The 19,060-nt window shown below is 69.6% G+C and carries 16 protein-coding genes, 1 rRNA gene and 1 riboswitch; of the genes, 13 read left to right on the top strand and 4 right to left on the bottom strand.

What is annotated here, in order from left to right:
• The 11 genes from rrf to ACZ56E_RS39185 all read left to right on the top strand — a co-directional run.
• Nucleotides 1-94 (top strand): 5S ribosomal RNA (gene rrf / locus ACZ56E_RS39235); the annotation flags it as partial.
• 162 nt (nt 95-256) lie between these two features.
• Nucleotides 257-865 (top strand): CDP-alcohol phosphatidyltransferase family protein, encoded by a 609-nt coding sequence (locus ACZ56E_RS39230; RefSeq protein ID WP_471221779.1) that lies wholly within the window; start codon nt 257-259, stop codon nt 863-865.
• Nucleotides 866-978: 113 nt separating this feature from the next.
• Entirely contained in the window at nt 979-3,474 is a 2,496-nt protein-coding gene (locus tag ACZ56E_RS39225) for a sugar phosphate nucleotidyltransferase (RefSeq protein WP_471221778.1), read from the top strand.
• A gap of 88 nt (nt 3,475-3,562) precedes the next feature.
• Entirely contained in the window at nt 3,563-4,462 is a 900-nt protein-coding gene (locus tag ACZ56E_RS39220; protein WP_362995199.1) for a DUF881 domain-containing protein, read from the top strand.
• Nucleotides 4,459-4,791 (top strand): small basic family protein, encoded by a 333-nt coding sequence (locus ACZ56E_RS39215; RefSeq protein WP_003988855.1) that lies wholly within the window; start codon nt 4,459-4,461, stop codon nt 4,789-4,791. Before ACZ56E_RS39220 ends, ACZ56E_RS39215 begins: the two co-directional genes overlap by 4 nt.
• A 5-nt stretch (nt 4,792-4,796) precedes the next feature.
• The gene (locus ACZ56E_RS39210; protein WP_471221777.1) at nt 4,797-5,636 is read left to right on the top strand and encodes a DUF881 domain-containing protein; all 840 of its coding nucleotides are present in this window, start codon (nt 4,797-4,799) and stop codon (nt 5,634-5,636) included.
• Nucleotides 5,637-5,718: 82 nt separating this feature from the next.
• A complete protein-coding gene (locus ACZ56E_RS39205) occupies nt 5,719-6,687 on the top strand; it encodes an FHA domain-containing protein (RefSeq protein ID WP_362995391.1) in 969 nt (322 codons plus the stop codon).
• A 43-nt stretch (nt 6,688-6,730) separates the two neighbouring features.
• On the top strand, nt 6,731-7,474 hold the full coding sequence (ftsR, locus tag ACZ56E_RS39200; RefSeq protein WP_471221776.1) for a transcriptional regulator FtsR: 744 nt from the start codon (nt 6,731-6,733) through the stop codon (nt 7,472-7,474).
• A 74-nt stretch (nt 7,475-7,548) separates the two neighbouring features.
• Nucleotides 7,549-8,022 (top strand): bifunctional nuclease family protein, encoded by a 474-nt coding sequence (locus ACZ56E_RS39195; protein WP_063795355.1) that lies wholly within the window; start codon nt 7,549-7,551, stop codon nt 8,020-8,022.
• A gap of 169 nt (nt 8,023-8,191) precedes the next feature.
• Nucleotides 8,192-8,809 (top strand): MerR family transcriptional regulator, encoded by a 618-nt coding sequence (locus tag ACZ56E_RS39190; RefSeq protein WP_468606028.1) that lies wholly within the window; start codon nt 8,192-8,194, stop codon nt 8,807-8,809.
• 37 nt (nt 8,810-8,846) lie between these two features.
• A complete protein-coding gene (locus ACZ56E_RS39185; protein ID WP_471221775.1) occupies nt 8,847-10,253 on the top strand; it encodes a DNA polymerase IV in 1,407 nt (468 codons plus the stop codon).
• Nucleotides 10,254-10,258: 5 nt separating this feature from the next.
• Here ACZ56E_RS39185 and ACZ56E_RS39180 read toward each other — a convergent pair whose 3' ends face one another.
• Complete coding sequence (locus ACZ56E_RS39180) at nt 10,259-10,648, bottom strand: PRC-barrel domain-containing protein (protein ID WP_471221774.1); 390 nt, start codon at nt 10,646-10,648, stop codon at nt 10,259-10,261.
• A 144-nt stretch (nt 10,649-10,792) separates the two neighbouring features.
• A riboswitch (glycine riboswitch) is annotated at nt 10,793-10,891 on the top strand.
• A gap of 189 nt (nt 10,892-11,080) precedes the next feature.
• Here ACZ56E_RS39180 and gcvP point away from each other — a divergent pair.
• A complete protein-coding gene (gene gcvP / locus ACZ56E_RS39175; protein ID WP_471221773.1) occupies nt 11,081-13,969 on the top strand; it encodes an aminomethyl-transferring glycine dehydrogenase in 2,889 nt (962 codons plus the stop codon).
• A gap of 145 nt (nt 13,970-14,114) precedes the next feature.
• Here the strand turns inward: gcvP and ACZ56E_RS39170 are convergent, their stop codons facing one another.
• Together ACZ56E_RS39170 and ACZ56E_RS39165 are read right to left on the bottom strand one after the other, a co-directional pair.
• Nucleotides 14,115-14,321: a DUF5999 family protein gene (locus ACZ56E_RS39170; protein ID WP_362995214.1), complete on the bottom strand. Its 207-nt coding sequence runs from the start codon at nt 14,319-14,321 to the stop codon at nt 14,115-14,117.
• A gap of 306 nt (nt 14,322-14,627) precedes the next feature.
• Complete coding sequence (locus tag ACZ56E_RS39165) at nt 14,628-15,212, bottom strand: hypothetical protein (protein WP_471221772.1); 585 nt, start codon at nt 15,210-15,212, stop codon at nt 14,628-14,630.
• Between the two features lie 483 nt (nt 15,213-15,695).
• Here ACZ56E_RS39165 and ACZ56E_RS39160 point away from each other — a divergent pair, with 483 nt between their 5' ends.
• The gene (locus tag ACZ56E_RS39160; RefSeq protein ID WP_471221771.1) at nt 15,696-17,216 is read left to right on the top strand and encodes a glutamate-cysteine ligase family protein; all 1,521 of its coding nucleotides are present in this window, start codon (nt 15,696-15,698) and stop codon (nt 17,214-17,216) included.
• 32 nt (nt 17,217-17,248) lie between these two features.
• Here the strand turns inward: ACZ56E_RS39160 and ACZ56E_RS39155 are convergent, their stop codons facing one another.
• The gene (locus tag ACZ56E_RS39155) at nt 17,249-19,024 is read right to left on the bottom strand and encodes a substrate-binding and VWA domain-containing protein (protein WP_471221770.1); all 1,776 of its coding nucleotides are present in this window, start codon (nt 19,022-19,024) and stop codon (nt 17,249-17,251) included.
• Nucleotides 19,025-19,060 lie beyond the last annotated feature (36 nt).

Below are 19,060 nucleotides of genomic sequence, written 5' to 3'. Positions count from 1 at the left end.
AACGCCCGGTTACATTCCGAACCCGGAAGCTAAGCCTCATAGCGCCGATGGTACTGCAGGGGGGACCCTGTGGGAGAGTAGGACGCCGCCGAACTTCTTTTACAGCCGTGGCCCCTGGATTAAATTCCAGGGGCCACGGCTTTTTTGTTTTTCCAGTGCCTGCCTCGAGCATCCGGCCACCCCTCGGCACCGACGTGCCGCAACTGAGGGTAAGGTCAGGGGGCATCATTGGCTCTTTCCCACAGGAGGCCCCCGGGTGGAGGTCCAGGAGACTCGCGTCCAGACGGACCGGGTCCTCACCATCCCGAACATCCTCAGCATGGCGCGCCTCGCCGGCGTACCTCTCTTCCTGTGGTTGATCCTCAGGCCCGAGTTCGGAGGGCCCAACAGCGACCACTGGGCGCTGCTGGTCCTGGCGCTGAGCGGCGTCAGTGACTACCTCGACGGCAAGCTCGCGCGCCGTTGGAACCAGATCAGCAAGCTCGGCCGACTGCTCGACCCCGCAGCTGACCGGCTCTATATCCTCTCGACGCTGGTCGGCCTGACCTGGCGGGAGATTCTTCCGCTCTGGCTGACCGCGGCGCTGCTGCTGCGCGAGCTGGTCCTGCTGGTGATGGTCGGCATCCTCAGGCGCCACGGCTATCCGCCGCCCCAGGTGAACTTCCTGGGCAAGGCCGCCACCTTCAACCTGATGTACGCCTTTCCGCTACTGCTCCTGAGCGACGCAAGTGGCTGGATCGCCACACCCGCTGCTATTTTCGGATGGGCGTTCGCCGGATGGGGTACAACGCTGTATTGGTGGGCAGGGATCCTATATGTGGTTCAGGTCCGCCGACTTGTCAAGGCGGACAACCCGGCCGATTGAGCTCGCCGATTCGGTGGCTGTAGAGGCTCCATGGGCCCGCATCCGACATGTGCGGGTCCATTCAGGTGAGCTGGTCGGCCATATCGTCGTCTATTGAGGAGGACGCTTCCGACATGAAGGCCGTCGTGATGGCCGGCGGTGAGGGCACACGCCTTCGCCCCATGACCTCGAGCATGCCCAAGCCGCTCCTTCCCGTGGCCAACCGGCCGATCATGGAGCATGTGCTTCGGCTGCTGAAGAGGCATGGGCTCACCGAGACCGTAGTGACAGTGCAGTTCCTGGCGTCTCTCGTCAAGAACTACTTCGGCGACGGCGAAGAGCTTGGGATGGAGCTCACCTATGCCAACGAAGAGAAACCGCTCGGTACCGCAGGCAGCGTGAAGAACGCCGAGGAAGCGCTGAAGGACGATGCCTTCGTCGTGATCTCCGGTGACGCTCTGACCGATTTCGACCTCACCGATCTGATCGCCTTCCACAAGGAAAAGGGCGCGCTCGTCACCGTCTGCCTGACGCGTGTACCGAATCCGCTGGAATTCGGCATCACCATCGTCGACGAAGAAGGAAAGGTCGAGCGCTTCCTCGAGAAGCCGACCTGGGGGCAGGTCTTCTCCGACACGGTGAACACGGGCATCTACGTCATGGAGCCCGAAGTCTTCGACTACGTCGAGGCCGATGTGCCGGTCGACTGGTCCGGTGACGTCTTCCCGCAGCTGATGAAGGAAGGCAAGCCCGTCTACGGCTATATCGCCGAGGGCTACTGGGAGGACGTCGGCACGCACGAGAGCTACGTCAAGGCGCAGGCCGACGTGCTCGAAGGCAAGGTGGACGTCGAGCTGGACGGCTTCGAGATCTCTCCCGGGGTCTGGGTGGCGGAAGGGGCGGAGGTGCATCCCGACGCCGTCCTGCGCGGACCGTTGTACGTCGGGGACTACGCCAAGATCGAAGCGGACGTCGAAATCCGCGAGCACACCGTCGTGGGCTCCAACGTCGTGGTGAAGAGCGGCGCCTTCCTGCACAAGGCCGTCGTCCACGACAACGTCTACATCGGGCAGCACAGCAATCTGCGGGGCTGCGTCGTCGGTAAGAACACCGACATCATGCGCGCCGCCCGCATCGAGGACGGCGCGGTCATCGGCGACGAGTGCCTCGTCGGCGAAGAATCGATCATCCAGGGCAACGTCAGGGTCTATCCCTTCAAGACCATCGAGGCCGGCGCCTTCGTCAACACGTCGGTCATCTGGGAGTCCCGCGGACAGGCGCACCTCTTCGGGGCGCGCGGTGTCTCCGGAATCCTGAACGTGGAGATCACGCCCGAGCTCGCCGTGCGCCTGGCCGGTGCCTACGCGACGACCCTGAAGAAGGGGTCCACCGTCACCACCGCGCGTGACCACTCGCGAGGTGCGCGGGCGCTGAAACGTGCGGTGATCTCGGCGTTGCAGGCCAGCGCCATCGACGTACGAGATCTGGAGAACGTGCCGCTGCCCGTCGCGCGGCAGCAGACGGCCAGAGGCAGCGCCGGCGGGATCATGATCCGTACCACGCCCGGGGTGCCGGACTCCGTCGACATCATGTTCTTCGACGAGCAGGGCGGCGACCTCTCGCAGGGCAGCCAGCGGAAGCTGGACCGGGTCTACGCACGCCAGGAGTACCGTCGGGCCTTCCCCGGAGAGATCGGCGACCTGCACTTCCCGTCCAGCGTCTTCGACTCCTACACGGGGTCCCTGCTGCGGAACGTGGACACCACCGGCGTCGCCGAGTCCGGGCTCAAGGTCGTTGTCGACGCGTCCAACGGCAGCGCCGGGCTGGTGCTGCCGAGCCTCCTCGGCAAGCTCGGGGTCGACGCGCTGACCATCAACCCGGGGCTCGACGAGTCGCGGCCCACGGAGACCGCCGAGTCCCGCAGGGCCGGGCTCGTCCGGCTCGGGGAGATCGTGGCGTCCGCCAGGGCCGCCTTCGGAGTGCGGTTCGACCCGGTCGGCGAGCGGCTTTCGCTCGTCGACGAGAAGGGCCGGATCGTCGAGGACGACCGGGCCCTGCTGGTGATGCTCGACCTGGTGGCCGCCGAGCGGCGCAGCGGGCGGGTGGCGCTGCCGGTGACGACGACGCGCATCGCCGAGCAGGTCGCCGCGTACCACGGGACGCAGGTGGACTGGACGACCACGTCGCCCGACGACCTGACGAGGGTGGGCCGGGCCGACTCGACCATCTTCGGCGGTGACGGGCGGGGCGGGTTCATCGTCCCCGAGTTCAGCGGCGTCTTCGACGGCACCGCCGCGTTCGTGCGGCTCATCGGGCTTGTGGCGCGTACACAGCTCACCCTGAGCCAGATCGACGCGCGCATCCCGCGCGCCCATGTGCTGCGGCGGGACCTCGCGACTCCGTGGGCGGTCAAGGGACTCGTGATGCGGCGCGTGGTCGAGGAGGCCGGCGAGCGGTCCGTGGACACCACCGACGGTGTGCGGGTCGTGGAGACCGACGGACGGTGGGTGCTCGTACTGCCCGACCCGGCCGAGGCCGTCACCCATCTGTGGGCCGAAGGACCCGACGACGCGTCCGCCCAGGCGTTGCTCGACGAGTGGTCCGCGGTGGTGGACAGCGCGGGTCGCTGACCATTCCGAGCGCCGGGCAGCACCCACAACGGGTGCTGCCCGGCGCGTCGGTGGGGCCATTCGGAGGTAGCGCCCCCGACGTGCGACGATGTGCGGCATGCCGCAGCAGCCCCCCGTTCGGAGCACCCCCTCGCGCCCCCGGCGCCCGGACGCCTCCATGTCGCTGCTCACCACGGTCATGGACCACAGCCTGGACGAGGGGTACGCGGAGGCGGCCGCCCGCAAGCAGGCCAGAGGGAACAGCGGTGTCCCTCGCCCGCTGCGGGCCAAACTCGGGCTCGCGGCCGGGCTCGTGCTCGCCGCGCTGGTCGTCACCGTGGGGGCCGCGCAGGCGCGGATAGAGGCGCCGGTACTGGCGAAGGAGCGCGAGGAGCTCATCGACCGCGTCGAAGAGGCGACGGCGGGAGCCGACCGGCTCGAGGACGACGTGGACGAGCTCCGCGACGACGTCGGCGAGCGGCAGCGGGCCGCGCTGAAGCAGCACGGCGGCAGCCAGGGCGAGTTGCTGGGTCTCCTCTCCGGAGCCACGGAAGCCCAGGGGCCCGGCGTGAAGCTCGTCGTGGACGACAAGAAGCAGGCCGACCAGGGCGGCGGCGGACCGCGCGAGAGCTCCGGATTCTCCGACACCGGACGGGTGCGCGACCGCGACATGCAGCGTGTCGTCAACGGCCTGTGGCAGTCCGGCGCCGAGGCGATCTCGATCAACGACCAGCGGCTCACCGCACTGTCGGCGATCAGAGCCGCGGGTGACGCGATACTGGTCGACAACAGACCGCTGGTGCCGCCGTATACGGTGCTCGCGGTAGGTGACGGGAAACGCATGAGCACCCGTTTCCAGAACAGCCGTGACGGTCAGTACCTGCATGCTCTGCAGGAGAACTTCGGCATCCGGACCAGCATTTCCGTGTCGGACGAGCTTCGGCTGCCGGCTGCGCCGAGCGTGACCGTACGTACAGCAGAGCCGAAGGCAGGAAAGGGCACATCGTGATCGCCGTACTGGGCCTCGTCGTGGGAGTCGTGGCCGGATTGTTGGTTCGGCCCGAAGTTCCGGCGGTGGTCGAGCCGTACCTTCCGATCGCCGTGGTCGCGGCTCTCGACGCCGTGTTCGGAGGGCTGCGGGCGATGCTCGACGGCATCTTCGACGACAAGGTGTTCGTGGTGTCGTTCCTGTCGAACGTGGTGGTGGCCGCGCTCATCGTCTTCCTGGGCGACAAGCTCGGCGTCGGGGCCCAGTTGTCCACCGGCGTCGTCGTGGTCCTCGGCATCCGGATCTTCTCCAACGCCGCGGCGATCCGCCGGCACGTCTTCAGGGCGTGACGCCGATGAGTGCCGACGAGAGGCCCCAGTACAACCGGCGCGAGGAACTCCCCGCCGAGGTCCCCAGCGCGCCCGAGCCGCCCCCGTCCGCCGAGCCCGGGGGGAAGCCGCGGAAGCCGCAGCTCACCGGCCGTCAGCGGCTGGTGAAGGGCCTGTGGCCGCCGCGGGTGACCCGGCCCCAACTCATCGTCGCCCTGCTGCTGTTCGTGCTGGGCCTCGGTCTGGCCATCCAGGTGCGGTCCAACAACGACAGCAGCGCCCTGCGCGGCGCGAGGCAGGAAGATCTCGTACGCATCCTCGATGAACTGGATGACCGTACCGAGCGTCTGGAAGAAGAGAAGCGCCGCCTCGAGGAACAGCGGACCGGGCTGGAGAACAGTTCGGACCAGGCCGAGGAGGCGCGCAAGCAGACGGTCGAGCGCGAGCGGCAACTGGGCATCCTGGCAGGCACGGTGGCGGCCCAGGGGCCCGGCATCACGCTGACCATCGAGGACAGGAAAGGGGCGATCGAGGCGGACATGCTGCTCGACGCCATTCAGGAGCTGCGCGCCGCGGGCGCCGAGGCGATCCAGATCAACGACGTACGCGTCGTCGCGAACACCTATCTGTCGGACGCCGGCGGCGGGGGAGTACGGGTGGACGGCCGCAAGGTCGGCGAACCGTACCTCTTCAAGGTGATCGGCAAGCCGCAGGATCTCGAACCTGCGCTGAACATCCCGGGAGGCGTGGTGCAGACTCTGGAGAAGGAGCAGGCCACGGTCACCGTGGAACGCTCGGAGAAGATCGTCGTGAACGCCTTGCGACCTGCGAAGCGGCCTGACTACGCTCGGTCGTCCTCCCAGTGAGGGGCGGACGCATGAGCGTCGTCGGGCGGGGGCATGAGGTTGCGGGGGGTCGGCGCACCGGAAGCGTGGTGCGTGGTGGAAACTGTTTGGTGGCCACGGACGTTGTGAGGATGTCTGGCTCACCGACGAATGCCGGTGTGTGCAATCAGGGTTCGTCCTGCCCCACGGGCGGGTCTGTTTCGGTCAAGGGGAATCGCCCGTGAAGTTGTTTGCGAAGTTGTTCGGCAAGAGCGCACGTGAGGACAGCGGCAATCCGGCCACTGCCCGGCACCGTGCTCCGCGCCATGGAGATGCCGAGGAGCAGGGCGCTGGGCGCCCGATGTTCCGCGATCAGGTCGCTGGTCCAGGCGGTGACATTTCGGGCGGACAGGGCGCGTCGTCTGTTGACCCTGCCGGTCCCGGACGCATAGGTTTCGGAGAACCTTCAACCTCAAGTGCGGGTGGAGGGTACACCTCCGACCCGTACGCATCGAACGCCCCTGCGGGGCAGCCACGGCAGGAGGACCCGTCCATGGCGCTGGTGTGTACGAGGTGCGGTAACCGAAACGCCGAGGCGAGCCGGTTCTGCTCCAACTGCGGTGCGCCGCTGCGGGCCGGTGCCGCGCCGGAGCGCGCGTCGGAGACGACCTCGACGATCTCCATCTCGGGCCTGGAGGCCTACGACGCCGAGGCGACGGGCACCAACCCGTCTCCCGCGCTCTCTCCGGAGGCGCAGGCGGCCGTCGACGCGCTGCCGCTCGGCTCGGCGCTCCTCGTGGTGCGCCGCGGTCCGAACTCGGGCAGTCGTTTCCTGCTCGACGGCGAGCTGACCACGGCGGGTCGTCACCCGCAGAGCGACATCTTCCTGGATGACGTGACGGTGTCGCGTCGCCACGTGGAGTTCCGTCGCCTCGGGGACGGTTCCTTCACCGTCGCCGACGTGGGCAGCCTCAACGGCACGTACGTCAACCGGGAGCGGATCGACTCGGTCTCGCTGTCGAACGGCGACGAGGTGCAGATCGGCAAGTACCGACTGGTCTTCTACGCGAGCCAGCGGGCCGTCGGCATCTGACCCTCCCCCAGACGCCGTCCGGGGGGATCCCCAGGGAAGGTCCATGCTTCAAACACCGAGGGGCGGTGCCGGGAACGGCACCGCCGCCGCGGACCGCCGGCTGATGAGCATCGGCACCGTGCTGAACGAACTGCGTGACGAATTTCCCGAGGTCACGATCTCCAAGATCCGGTTTCTGGAGTCCGAGGGGCTCATCGAGCCCCAGCGCACCCCTTCCGGATACCGGAAGTTCAGCCCGGAGGACGTCGAGCGGCTCGGTCACGTCCTGCGGATGCAGCGGGACCACTATCTGCCGCTCAAGGTCATCCGTGAGCACCTCGACGCGCTGGAGCGCGGTGAGAGGCCCCCGATGCCGTCCCTGGGGCGTCAGGGGGACGCCGGCGACGCCCAGGGCCCCGGCGAGGCCGACGGGCCGACGGCGGCCCGTGTGGGCCGTGCCGAGCTGCTGGCGGCCGCCGAGATCGACGAGGTACAGCTCGCCGAGTGGGAGGCGTACGGCCTCGTCGCACCGTTGCCGGACGGCGGGTACGACGCGGAGGCCGTCACGGTCGCCTCACTCGTGGTCGAACTCGGCCGCTTCGGAATCGAGCCGCGGCACCTGCGGGCCATGAAGGCCGCCGCGGACCGTGAGGCCGGGCTCGTCGACCAGGTGGTCGCTCCGCTGCGGCGGCACCGTAATCCGCAGACCAGGGCCCATGCGGAGGCCCGCACCAAAGAGCTGGCGGGCCTGACGGGGCGGCTGCACTCGGCGCTCGTGCAGACGGCGCTCGGCATCAGATTGCCCTGACTCGCCCGGTCCCGTCCGGTACTCGGCGGGTGCCCGACTACCCAAACCTGCCAGCCACGTCCTAGGGTTGCTGTGTGAACGAGCTCGACGTCGTAGGTGTCCGGGTCGAAATGCCCTCCAACCAGCCGATCGTGCTCCTGCGTGAAGTGGGAGGCGACCGGTACCTCCCCATCTGGATCGGACCAGGTGAGGCGACCGCCATCGCCTTCGCGCAGCAGGGCATGGCACCCGCACGGCCGCTGACCCACGACCTGTTCAAGGACGTGCTGGAAGCGGTGGGCCAGGAGCTCTCCGAAGTGCGCATCACGGACCTGCGGGAAGGGGTCTTCTACGCGGAGCTGGTCTTCGCCAGCGGTGTCGAGGTGAGCGCGCGTCCGTCCGACGCCATAGCGCTGGCCCTTCGCACCGGGACGCCCATCTTCGGAAGCGACGGCGTCCTGGACGACGCCGGCATCGCCATCCCGGACGAGCAGGAGGACGAGGTGGAGAAGTTCCGCGAGTTCCTCGACCAGATCTCGCCCGAGGACTTCGGCACCAACAGCCAGTGAGCCGCTTCCGGCGGCCCGCGTCGGACCATTCGGCTAGCCTTTCCCCGCGACGAGGCACGGGAAACCACTCTCAGGGTGATTATCACTCGGCGTGCCGAGTGTGGCGATCGTTGACGAGCCCCTGGCGACTGCCTACCGTCGAGAAGGCAGGTCAAGGAGGGAGGTCGGCGTGAGAAGCAGCGGCGACGGTACGGCGATGGGCGGTCCGTACCCGCTCCACGGCGGCGCGGCCGGTCACTCTCCGAATCGACCGATGGCGGTCCAGGGGAGCGGGGACACGACGTCCGAGCATTCCGAACAGGTCGGCTACCGCGGTCCCACCGCGTGCGCGGCCGCGGGCATCACCTACCGGCAACTGGACTACTGGGCCCGTACGGGCCTGGTCGAGCCCAGCGTGCGGGCCGCGGGCGGCTCGGGCACCCAGCGGCTCTACAGCTTCCGCGACGTCGTCGTCCTCAAGATCGTGAAGCGGTTCCTCGACACCGGGGTCTCGCTGCAGAACATTCGCACGACGGTGCAGCATCTGCGGGAGCGCGGGTTCCGCGACCTGGAGCGGATGACGCTGATGAGCGATGGCGCCACGGTCTACGAGTGCACGTCCTCCAGCGAGGTCCACGAGCTGCTCCAGGGCGGGCAGGGCGTCTTCGGGATCGCCGTGGGGGTCGTCTGGCGGGACGTCGAGGCCGCGCTGTCCCAGCTGCATGGCGAGCGCGTCGACACCGGGGAGACGCTCATCGGGCACAACCCGGCCGACGAGCTGGCCAGAAGGCGCAACAAGGCGGTCTGAGGCCGCGTTGTCAGTGGCGTAGGGCAGCATCGGAGATGTGAGAAGCGCGCCGACGATCCTGCATCTGGACATGGATGCCTTCTACGCGTCCGCGGAGCAGGCCGCGAAGCCCAGTCTGCGGGGCAAAGCCGTGATCGTGGGCGGGCTGGGGCCGCGGGGCGTGGTGGCGACGGCTTCCTATGAGGCGCGGCGGTTCGGAGTGCACTCGGCGATGCCCATGGGGCAGGCGCGCAGACTGGCGCCGAACGCCGCGTATCTCGTGCCGCGCTTCGGGTTGTACCGGGAGATCAGCGAGCAGGTGATGGGGCTCCTGCGGGAGCTGTCGCCGCTGGTGGAGCCGCTCAGCCTGGACGAGGCCTTCGTGGACCTGGAGGCCGGCGGCGTCGCGGACGACGCGGAGTCGGCCAGGGCCGTGGGGGAGCGGCTGCGGGCGGACATCAGGGCGGTGACGGGGCTCGCCGGGTCGGTGGGGCTCGCGGTCTCCAAGATGCTGGCGAAGATCGCCTCGGAAGAGGCCAAGCCGAACGGTCTCGTGCTCATCACCCCCGGGACGGAGCGCGCCCTGCTGGGCCCGATGTCCGTGCGGACGTTGCCCGGGGTGGGGCCTGCTACCGGGGACCATCTGCGGCGGGCCGGGATCACGACGGTCGAGGAGCTCGCGGAGGCGGGTGAGGACGAGCTCGTACGACTGCTGGGGAAGGCCCATGGCGGCTCGCTGTACGCGATGGCGCTCGCGCACGACGAGCGGCCCGTGGTGGCCGAGCGGGACACGAAATCGGTCAGCGTCGAGGACACGTACGACGTGGACATCCACGACCGGGTGCGGGTCAGGACGGAGGTCGGGCGGCTCGCGGAGCGGTGTGTGCAGCGGCTGCGGGCGGCCGGGCACTCGGGGCGGACCATCGTGCTCAAGGTGCGGCGGTTCGACTTCTCGACGCTGACGCGGTCCGAGACGCTGCGCGGGCCCACGGACGACCCGGGAGTGGTGCGGGAGGCCGCGGCGCGGCTCCTTGAGTCCGTGGACACCACGGGAGGGGTGCGGCTGCTCGGCGTGGGCGTCACGGGGCTCGCGGACTACACGCAGGAGGATCTCTTCGCGCAGGCCCAGGCGGCCGAGGCGGCCCTGGCCGGTGCCGAAGAAGCGGCGGGGGAGGCGGTCGGCGGGACAGCGGACGCAGAGGCGGCCGTGAGTGATCCGGAGAAGGAGCGGGCCGAGGAGCCGGTGGTGGCGGTCGAGCGGCGGTGGGTGGCCGGGCACGATGTGCGGCACGCCGAGTACGGGCACGGCTGGGTGCAGGGGAGCGGTCTCGGCCGGGTGACGGTGCGCTTCGAGACGCCGGACTCGCCGCCGGGACGGGTGCGGACGTTCCGGACGGACGACCCGGACCTGGAGCCCGCGGAGCCGCTGCCGCTGGTCAGGGTGGCGATGGAAGAGGGCGTGTGACTGGGTCAGGGGGCTTCCGTGCCGGCGATCCGGCCGAAGTCCTGGTCGGGCGGGGGCGGGGACGGTGGGGCGTTCGGTGGCGTCGTGTCGAGGCCGTAGTGGTGGTAGAGCTGGAGCTCCTGCTCGGGGGAGAGGTGGCGGCCCACGCCGAAGTCCGGGGCGTCCTTGATCAGGGCGCGGTCGAAGGGGATGCGCAGGGTGCCGTCCTCGGCCAGCTCGCTCGGCTCCAGCGGGACGAAGGCGTCGCGGCTGAACAGGCCGGTGCGTATGGCCGCCCACTCCGGGGCGCCGGTGGCGTCGTCGAGGTAGACCTCGTCGATCGTGCCGATCTTGGTCCCGTTCCGGTCGAACGCCTTGCGGCCGATCAGGTTGCGCGGATCGATATCGGTCTGCACGGGCCCTCCAGCTGGTCGCGGCTCGTCGAAAACGGGCGTAACTCATCTTTAATCATTCGTAGTCACTACGAAAGAGCACTTCGGGGCAGGTGGCCACTCGAGGGAACGGCCGGGGCCCTCGCTGGTAGGCTGACGTTTGGCTGCTGACCCCGTGCGGGAGAGCTCTCCGGGACGTGACCCCGGAGGCGCCGAAGGAGCAAATCCTCCCCGGAATCTCTCAGGCACCCGTACCGCACGGATGAGGTCACTCTGGAAAGCAGGGCGGGCGTCGGGCGGGCACGTTCGGAACCCTTCCTCACCGACGGTGAAAGCAGATCTGTCGAAACAGACAGGTCTGTGAAGCTCTCAGGTTGAGATGACAGAGGGGGAGGCCGTCCGGGTACCCGCGCCGTGGTACCCCTCGCAGGTCGTGCAGACCAGGAGGCCTCCGCAATGACTGCCACCCATCGCACCCCGCTCTCGGAGCTTGAGCAGGGCATCCCCTTCGAGCAGCGGCACATAGGGCCCGATGCGGAAGCGCGGGCGAAGATGCTCGCCCAGGTCGGGTACGGCTCGCTCGACGAGCTGACGGCCGCCGCGGTGCCGGATGTGATCAAGAACGCCGAAGCGCTGGACCTGCCCGGCGCGCGCTCCGAGGCCGAGGTGCTGGCCGAGCTGCGCTCCCTCGCCGACCGGAACCAGGTCCTCGACTCCATGATCGGGCTCGGGTACTACGGCACCTTCACCCCGCCGGTCATCCTGCGGAACGTGATGGAGAACCCGGCCTGGTACACGGCCTACACGCCGTACCAGCCGGAGATCTCGCAGGGCCGCCTCGAGGCGCTGCTCAACTTCCAGACCATGGTCGCCGAGCTGACCGGCCTGCCCACCTCCGGGGCCTCGCTGCTCGACGAGGGCACCGCCGCCGCCGAGGCCATGGCCCTCTCGCGTCGTATGGGCAAGGTCAAGGACGGCGTGTTCGTCGTCGACGCCGACGCCCTGCCGCAGACCATCGCCGTCATCCAGACCCGCGCCGAGCCCACCGGTGTCGAGGTCGTCGTCGCCGACCTGAGCGAGGGCCTGCCCGCCGAGGTCGCCGAGCGCGGCGTCGTCGGCGTACTCGTCCAGTACCCGGGCGCCTCGGGTGCCGTCCGTGACATCAAGCCGCTCATCGACCAGGCGCACGAGCTCGGTGCCGTCGTCACCGTCGCCGCCGACCTGCTCGCCCTGACGCTGCTCACCTCGCCCGGCGAGCTGGGCGCCGACATCGCCGTCGGCACGACGCAGCGCTTCGGTGTGCCGATGGGCTTCGGCGGGCCGCACGCCGGTTACATGGCGGTCCGCGAGAAGTTCGCGCGCAGCCTGCCCGGGCGGCTCGTCGGCGTCTCCGTCGACGCCGACGGCAACAAGGCCTACCGGCTCGCGCTGCAGACCCGTGAGCAGCACATCCGCCGCGAGAAGGCCACCAGCAACATCTGTACCGCTCAGGTGCTGCTCGCCGTCATGGCCGGAATGTACGCCGTCTACCACGGGCCCGACGGCCTGAAGGCGATCGCGCGGCGCACCCACCGCTACGCGACGCTGCTCGCCGCCGGTCTCGCCGAGGGCGGTTACGACGTCGTCCACGGCGCCTACTTCGACACGCTCACGGTGCGCGCACCCGGCAAGGCCGAGCAGCTGGTGGCCACCGCCCGCGAGGGTGGCGTCAACATCCACCTCGTCGACGCCGACCACGTCTCCCTGTCCTGCGACGAGACGACCACGCGCCGGCAGCTCAGCGCGGTCTGGGGCGCCTTCGGCGTCGACGCCGACGTCGAGGCGCTCGACGCCGCCGTCGCGGACACGCTGCCCGAGGGCCTGCTGCGCGGCGACGACTACCTGACGCACCCGGTCTTCCACCAGTACCGCTCCGAGACGTCGATGCTGCGCTACCTGCGCAGGCTCGCCGACCGGGACTACGCGCTCGACCGCGGCATGATCCCGCTGGGCTCCTGCACCATGAAGCTCAACGCGACCACCGAGATGGAGCCCGTCACCTGGCCCGAGTTCGGCCAGCTGCACCCCTTCGCGCCCGCCCAGCAGGCCCAGGGTTACCTCACGCTCATCCGTGAGCTGGAGGAGCGGCTCGCCGAGGTGACCGGGTACGACAAGGTCTCCCTGCAGCCCAACGCCGGATCGCAGGGCGAGCTCGCCGGGCTGCTCGCGGTCCGCGGCTACCACCGGGCCAACGGCGACGAGCAGCGCACCGTCTGCCTCATCCCGTCCTCCGCCCACGGCACGAACGCCGCGAGCGCCGTCATGGCCGGCATGAAGGTCGTCGTCGTGAAGACCGCCGACGACGGCGAGGTCGACATAGCGGACCTGCGCGCCAAGATCGAGAAGCACCGCGACGAGCTGGCCGTCCTGATGATCACGTACCCCTCGACGCACGGCGTCTTCGAGGAGCACGTGGCCGACATCTGCGCCGAGGTGCACGAGGCCGGCGGTCAGGTGTACGTCGACGGGGCCAACCTCAACGCCCTGGTGGGTCTCGCCAAGCCGGGCCACTTCGGCGGCGACGTCTCGCACCTGAACCTGCACAAGACCTTCTGCATCCCGCACGGCGGCGGCGGTCCCGGTGTGGGGCCGGTCGGCGTGCGCGAGCACCTCGCGCCGTACCTGCCGAACCACCCGCTGCAGCCCGCGGCCGGTCCCGAGACCGGCGTCGGTCCGATCTCCGCGGCGCCGTGGGGCTCCGCCGGAATCCTGCCGATCTCCTGGTCGTACGTACGTCTCATGGGCGGCGAAGGCCTCAAGCGCGCCACGCAGGTCGCGGTGCTCTCCGCCAACTACATCGCCAAGCGCCTCGAGCCGCACTACCCGGTGCTCTACACCGGGCCGGCCGGCCTGGTCGCGCACGAGTGCATCGTGGATCTGCGGCCGCTCAGCAAGGCGACCGGTGTCAGCGTCGACGACATCGCGAAGCGGCTCATCGACTACGGCTTCCATGCGCCCACCATGTCGTTCCCGGTCGCGGGAACCCTGATGATCGAGCCGACGGAGAGCGAGGACCTGGCGGAGATCGACCGGTTCTGCGAGGCGATGATCGCCATCCGCCGGGAGATCGAGAAGGTCGGCTCGGGCGAGTGGACCGCCGACGACAACCCCCTGCGGAACGCCCCGCACACCGCCGCCGCGCTCGGCGGCGAGTGGGAGCACGGCTACAGCCGTGAGGAGGCCGTCTTCCCGGCCGGTGTCGTCGCGGCGGACAAGTACTGGCCGCCGGTGCGCCGTATCGACCAGGCGTACGGCGACCGGAACCTGGTCTGCTCCTGCCCGCCGCTGGATGCGTACGAGGACTGATGTCCGCGCCCGTGGTGGAGCGGGCATGCGGTGGGGCCGGTTCGGAGACTTCTCTCCGGGCCGGCCCCTCGTCTGTTCGGTGGTGCGGTGGTGCGCTGCTGCGGACGTGCGGTGTGGTGCGGTCGCGCGGATGTGCCGTCGGTGCTCAGGCGGCTGTCATGACCTGGTCGGTGCCCAGCGGTCGGTGCGGGGCGATGATCTGGCCGTCCGGCAGCAGCTCACCGGTGTCCTCGAAGAGCAGGACGCCGTTGCACAGCAGGCTCCAGCCCTGCTCCGGGTGGCTCGCCATGAGGAGCGCGGCTTCCCGGTCGGCGGAGTCGGCTGTCGGGCACGCGGGTTGGTGCTGGCACATGGAAGGGTTCTTTCGCTGCGATGAGATGGCTGTGACGTCGGTCCTGTGGCTCGATGCGGTATTCATAACCGCCCCCCGTTTGTAGTCGGTCCGATCCCAGTGTTGCCCTCCGGGCGTCAATCCGCAGGGATTTTGCCGCAGCGGCTCCTACTGCTTAATGACGTATCACCCGGCCGGACGGTTCAGCCCAACTTCCCCGTCTCTTCGGGTGGTTCGGGGTGGCCTGACCGGGCTAGTCCACCTGGGTGGGCAGCGCTGTGCCCCGCGACCGGGGGCGGCGGGGCACAGGATGCGGAAGAGGCGCTGTCAGGCGGGTGAGCTCAGCAGCGGTGCCGGTGTCAGACGGTGGTTGAGCATCGGCAGCAGCTCGGCGACGCGGTGCGGGCGGTGGGCCGCGATGCCGGGCGGGGCGGGCGCCAGCGGCACCAGCAGGTCGGTGGCGGCGAGGGGACCCTCGGCGCCGTCGTCCGTGCAGTCCCGGTGCAGCCAGAGCGTGAGCATATAGAGCTCGGGCACGGAGAGCAGCCGCGGCTGGCAGGGCATCGGCATGGCCTCGGCGTGCCGCAGGGCCCGTTCGGTGGAGGCGATGTACGGCCCTTCGAAGAAGTGTGAGAACGCCCAGCCGTCCGGAGTGAGCATCGTGTCGGCCGCGGCGACGGCGCGCTCGCCGCAGCGGATGAGGAAGCGCCAGCCGGCGAGTCGGGTGGGCGAGGTGCCCTCGGGTGTGATGTGGTCCAACACATGGACCGGCAGCGGGAGTTCGGGGCTCGCCGGTCCCTGTGCGGTACGCAGGGACGGCGTGCGGGCCTCGCGTACGGCTGTGGGGGAACCGAGTGCCGCGAGGACGCTGCGCAGGGCGGGCGCTGGAGCCGGGGGGACATGCAGCGGCATGGTGGGTCGCCTCTCTCGTTCGACAGGCACAGTGGAGCGGGGGCAGGTGCGTGACGGCGCTGTCAGCTCTGGGTCAGAGGGGCGGGGGCCAGTGCCGCGAGCGCCAACTCTCTGCCTAGATTGCGCAGTTTATACGAGACGTGTTCGAGCAGTGTTTCATCTAGGCGCTCCGCATATTACGGGCAAGGCCTTAATGAGCCGTTCTTGTGAGGCCTTTCTCCCGATTTCGCAGGGGGGTCGGACCTCGCGACCTCGGATTTCTCCGTGAACGCGGTCGGCCGATTTCTGCCGGTGCTTTTGACCAGGCGCATCGGAAGGGAATCTTCACCGTGCCGCATGCCTGGTGAATGTGCCGGACCCCAGCTGTGTCGAGCGTACCGGCCGGTGGCCCCGTCCGGGGCGTTATCGATCACATTGCCTGGGCATCATCCCTCGTACACAGCGGCCGGACCCTTGGCTGCCCGATCGAGGAGGGACGCTTCGATGGGGGAGAAGGTCGTGGCGGGTACGTTCGACCTGGCCGATCGGAACCACTTCCGAGGCAAGCTGCGCGAGTGCCTGGCGGGGCTGGAGCGTTTGTTGGAAGAACAGCGATTCGATCGGCCCAAGAATCTGATGGGCATGGAGATCGAGCTGAATCTCGCCGGGCCCGACGGGCTGCCGAGGATGTTGAATGCGCAGGTTCTCGAGCGCATCGCGAGCCGGGATTTCCAGACGGAACTGGGAATGTTCAATCTGGAAGTGAACATTGCCCCGCACCGGCTCGGCGGACGCGTTCTCGACCGGCTCGCCGAAGAGCTGCGCACCGGCCTCAACTACGCCCACAGGAAAGCGAACGAGCTCGACGCCGGCATTGTCATGATCGGTATTCTGCCGACGCTGAACCGCGCCGACCTGGTCTCCGGGAACCTTTCGGACGTCGACCGCTACGCCCTTCTGAACGATCAGATCGTGGCGGCGCGCGGTGAGCACTTCACCCTCGACATCCAGGGTGTGGAGCGGCTGACCTGCACCTCCACGTCGATCGCGCCCGAAGCGGCGTGCACGTCCGTGCAGTTGCACCTACAGGTCACGCCCGGCCGGTTCGCCGATGTGTGGAACGCGGCGCAGGCGATCGCCGCGGCCCAGGTCGCCGTGGGCGCCAACGCGCCTTTCCTGTTCGGCCGTGAGCTGTGGCGCGAGTCCCGGCCGCCGCTCTTCCTGCAGTCCACCGACACGCGGTCGCCCGAGCTGCAGGTCCAAGGCGTGCGGCCGCGCACCTGGTTCGGGGAGCGGTGGATCACCGAACCGCTGGAGCTCTTCGAGGAGAATCTGCGGTACTTCCCCGCGCTGCTGCCCCTGATGGAGGAGGAGGACCCGCTGGGCGTCCTCGACGCGGGCGGTGTGCCGCGCCTCGGGGAACTCGTCCTGCACAACGGCACGGTGTACCGCTGGAACCGCCCGGTCTACGGCATCGCCGACGGCGTCCCGCACCTGCGCGTGGAGAACCGGGTGCTGCCCGCGGGCCCCACCATCACCGACGTCATCGCCAACGCCGCCTTCTACTACGGGCTCGTGCGGGCGCTTGCCGAGGAGGCGCGGCCCGTGTGGTCCCGGCTGCCCTTCGAGGCCGCGGCCCACAACTTCGACATCGCGTGCCGCCATGGCATCGACGCCACGTTGCAGTGGCCGCGGCGCGGCAGGCTCGGGGGGCTCGTGGAGGTGGAGGCCGTCCGGCTCGTACGCGACGAGTTGCTGCCGCTCGCGGCCGCCGGGCTCGACGCGTGGGGCGTGGAGGCCGCCGACCGGGATCTGTACCTCGGGGTGATCGAGGAGCGGTGCCGGCTGCGGGTCAATGGCGCGTCGTGGCAGGCGGCGACGTATCACGAGGCTCTGGAGAGCGGGCTGGCCAGGGAGGAGGCGCTGGCCGCGACCACCCAGCGGTACTGCCGGCTGATGCATGAGGGGGAGCCGGTGCACACGTGGCCGGTGGGGCTTCGGGAACCGGCGGTACCGCTGAGCTGACCGGGCCGCCGAGCCGGGAGAGTTTCGGCGTCTCAGCGCCGGTTGCTGCCCGCCTCCATGATGGCCTTGAGGATGACCGCGTGGATCTGCGTCGGGTCGTCCACCTGGTGGCCGGAGCCGCCGGTCGCCGCGGCGATCTGCTGGACCTCGTCCTTGTCCGCGTCCGGGCCGACGGCGATGGCGATGATCGGCACCGGCCGCGCGGGATCGGCGAGGTCCTCGAGGCGGGCGACGAGGGAGCCGCGCGAGATGCTGCCCGGGTCCTGGTTGGCGCCGTCCGTCAGGATCACGAGGGCGTTGAACTTGCCGCGCGCGTACGTCGACCGGGCTTCCTTGTAGGCGGCGAGCGTCGTGTCGTACAGACCGGTGGCACCGCCCGGCACGGGCTGCAGACCGGTGAAGGCTGCGGCCAGCCTGTCGCGGTGGGTCATGCTGTCCTTGCGGTCGCCCAGGCGCCGGGTCGGCTGCAGTTCGCGGTAGTCACGGCTGCCGTCGAGGCGGGTCGCGAACTCCCACAGGCCGATCTCGTCCTCGTCGGTGAAGCCCGCCAGGGCCCGCAGGAGCGCCGCCTTGGTGACCTCCATGCGGGACTGGCCGCGGCCGGGGACGAGCTGCCGCATGGACTCCGATGCGTCGACGACCGTGCTGAGGCGGGCGCTCTGCACGGTGATCGTCCACATGCCCAGGGTCTCCTGGAGCTGCTTGTCCGAGGGCGGATCCGTGGCCTCGCCCGCGTAGGGCTGCGGGGTGCGGCCGCCGGCGGCGGCGACCAGCTTGTCCGACGGCCGGCCGGGGTCGGTCCTGAAACCGTGCTCGGTCAGGATCCGGCGGCCGTCGTCGTCACTGAACATCGTCATGAAGCGCAGGGCGGCACGGCTCGTGTCGGTGGACATCCGATCGTCCTCGACCAGCGTGTACGGGTAGTCGAGCCGGGGCGAACCGTCCTCGGGGTAGAACAGTTCGAGGCTGTTCTCCTCGCCCGCCGATGCGTTGTGCGTGTACGCGGCCTGCTCGGAGAGGATCAGCGCCTGATTGCGGCGCGGGTTGCCCTGTTCGGATCCGGAACCGTCGCGGGCCAGGGTGTCCAGCAGTCGGCCGTCGCTGTCGGTCGTGCGGGTCGACAGGGCTTTCGCCAGGGCGGCGGCCCGGGTGTCGCCTTCCTCGCCGCCGTGCTTCTTCGCGGAGGCGCCCAGCTTGGCGAGGGCGAGCAGGCCGGTCGCGCTGCGTGCGGGGTCGGCGGCGCCCAGGCGCAGCTTGTCGCCCTTCATGGCGGCCGCCGTCAACTGCTGCCAGTCGTACGTCTTCTCGGGCCAGCCGAGCGATGCGGCGGCGGACGGAATCATGCCGATGCCGACGGGCGAGGAGGCTATGTTGCCCGCGGGCGCGATCTTGGTCTGTTTGGCGCCGAGACCGACGCGCTGCACCCACACGTCGGAGTCCGGCACCCATACGTCGTACTCCGGAGCGCCCTTGCCCGCGCGGAGTTCGGCCGCGACTTCGTACGAGTCGCGTGCGGTGACCCGTACGTCGATGCAGTGCCCGTCCGAGGTGATCTCCTTCTCGCGGGCGAGGTCGGCCGTCTCACGCAGGGCGGGGGTCACATCGGGTGCGGCCACGACATCGAGGCGTACCGCGTCGTCGCCGCAGGTGCCGCCGAAGGAGAGCAGCCCACCGCTGACCGCAGCCGCCGCGCCGCCCGCGACCACGAGGACGAGCGCCGTGGCGATGGCGACCGCGCGGCCGCGCGCACGCGGCCGGGGGTCGGCCGACGCCGTCCCGCGCTCATCGGGCAAGCTGTGACGTCCCATGGCGGTGGTGCCTCCTCCTTGAACGATGTGACAAGG

The sequence above is a fragment of the Streptomyces sp. NPDC039480 genome, assembly GCF_055597165.1.
This window is presented reverse-complemented; position numbering and strand designations above follow the sequence as displayed.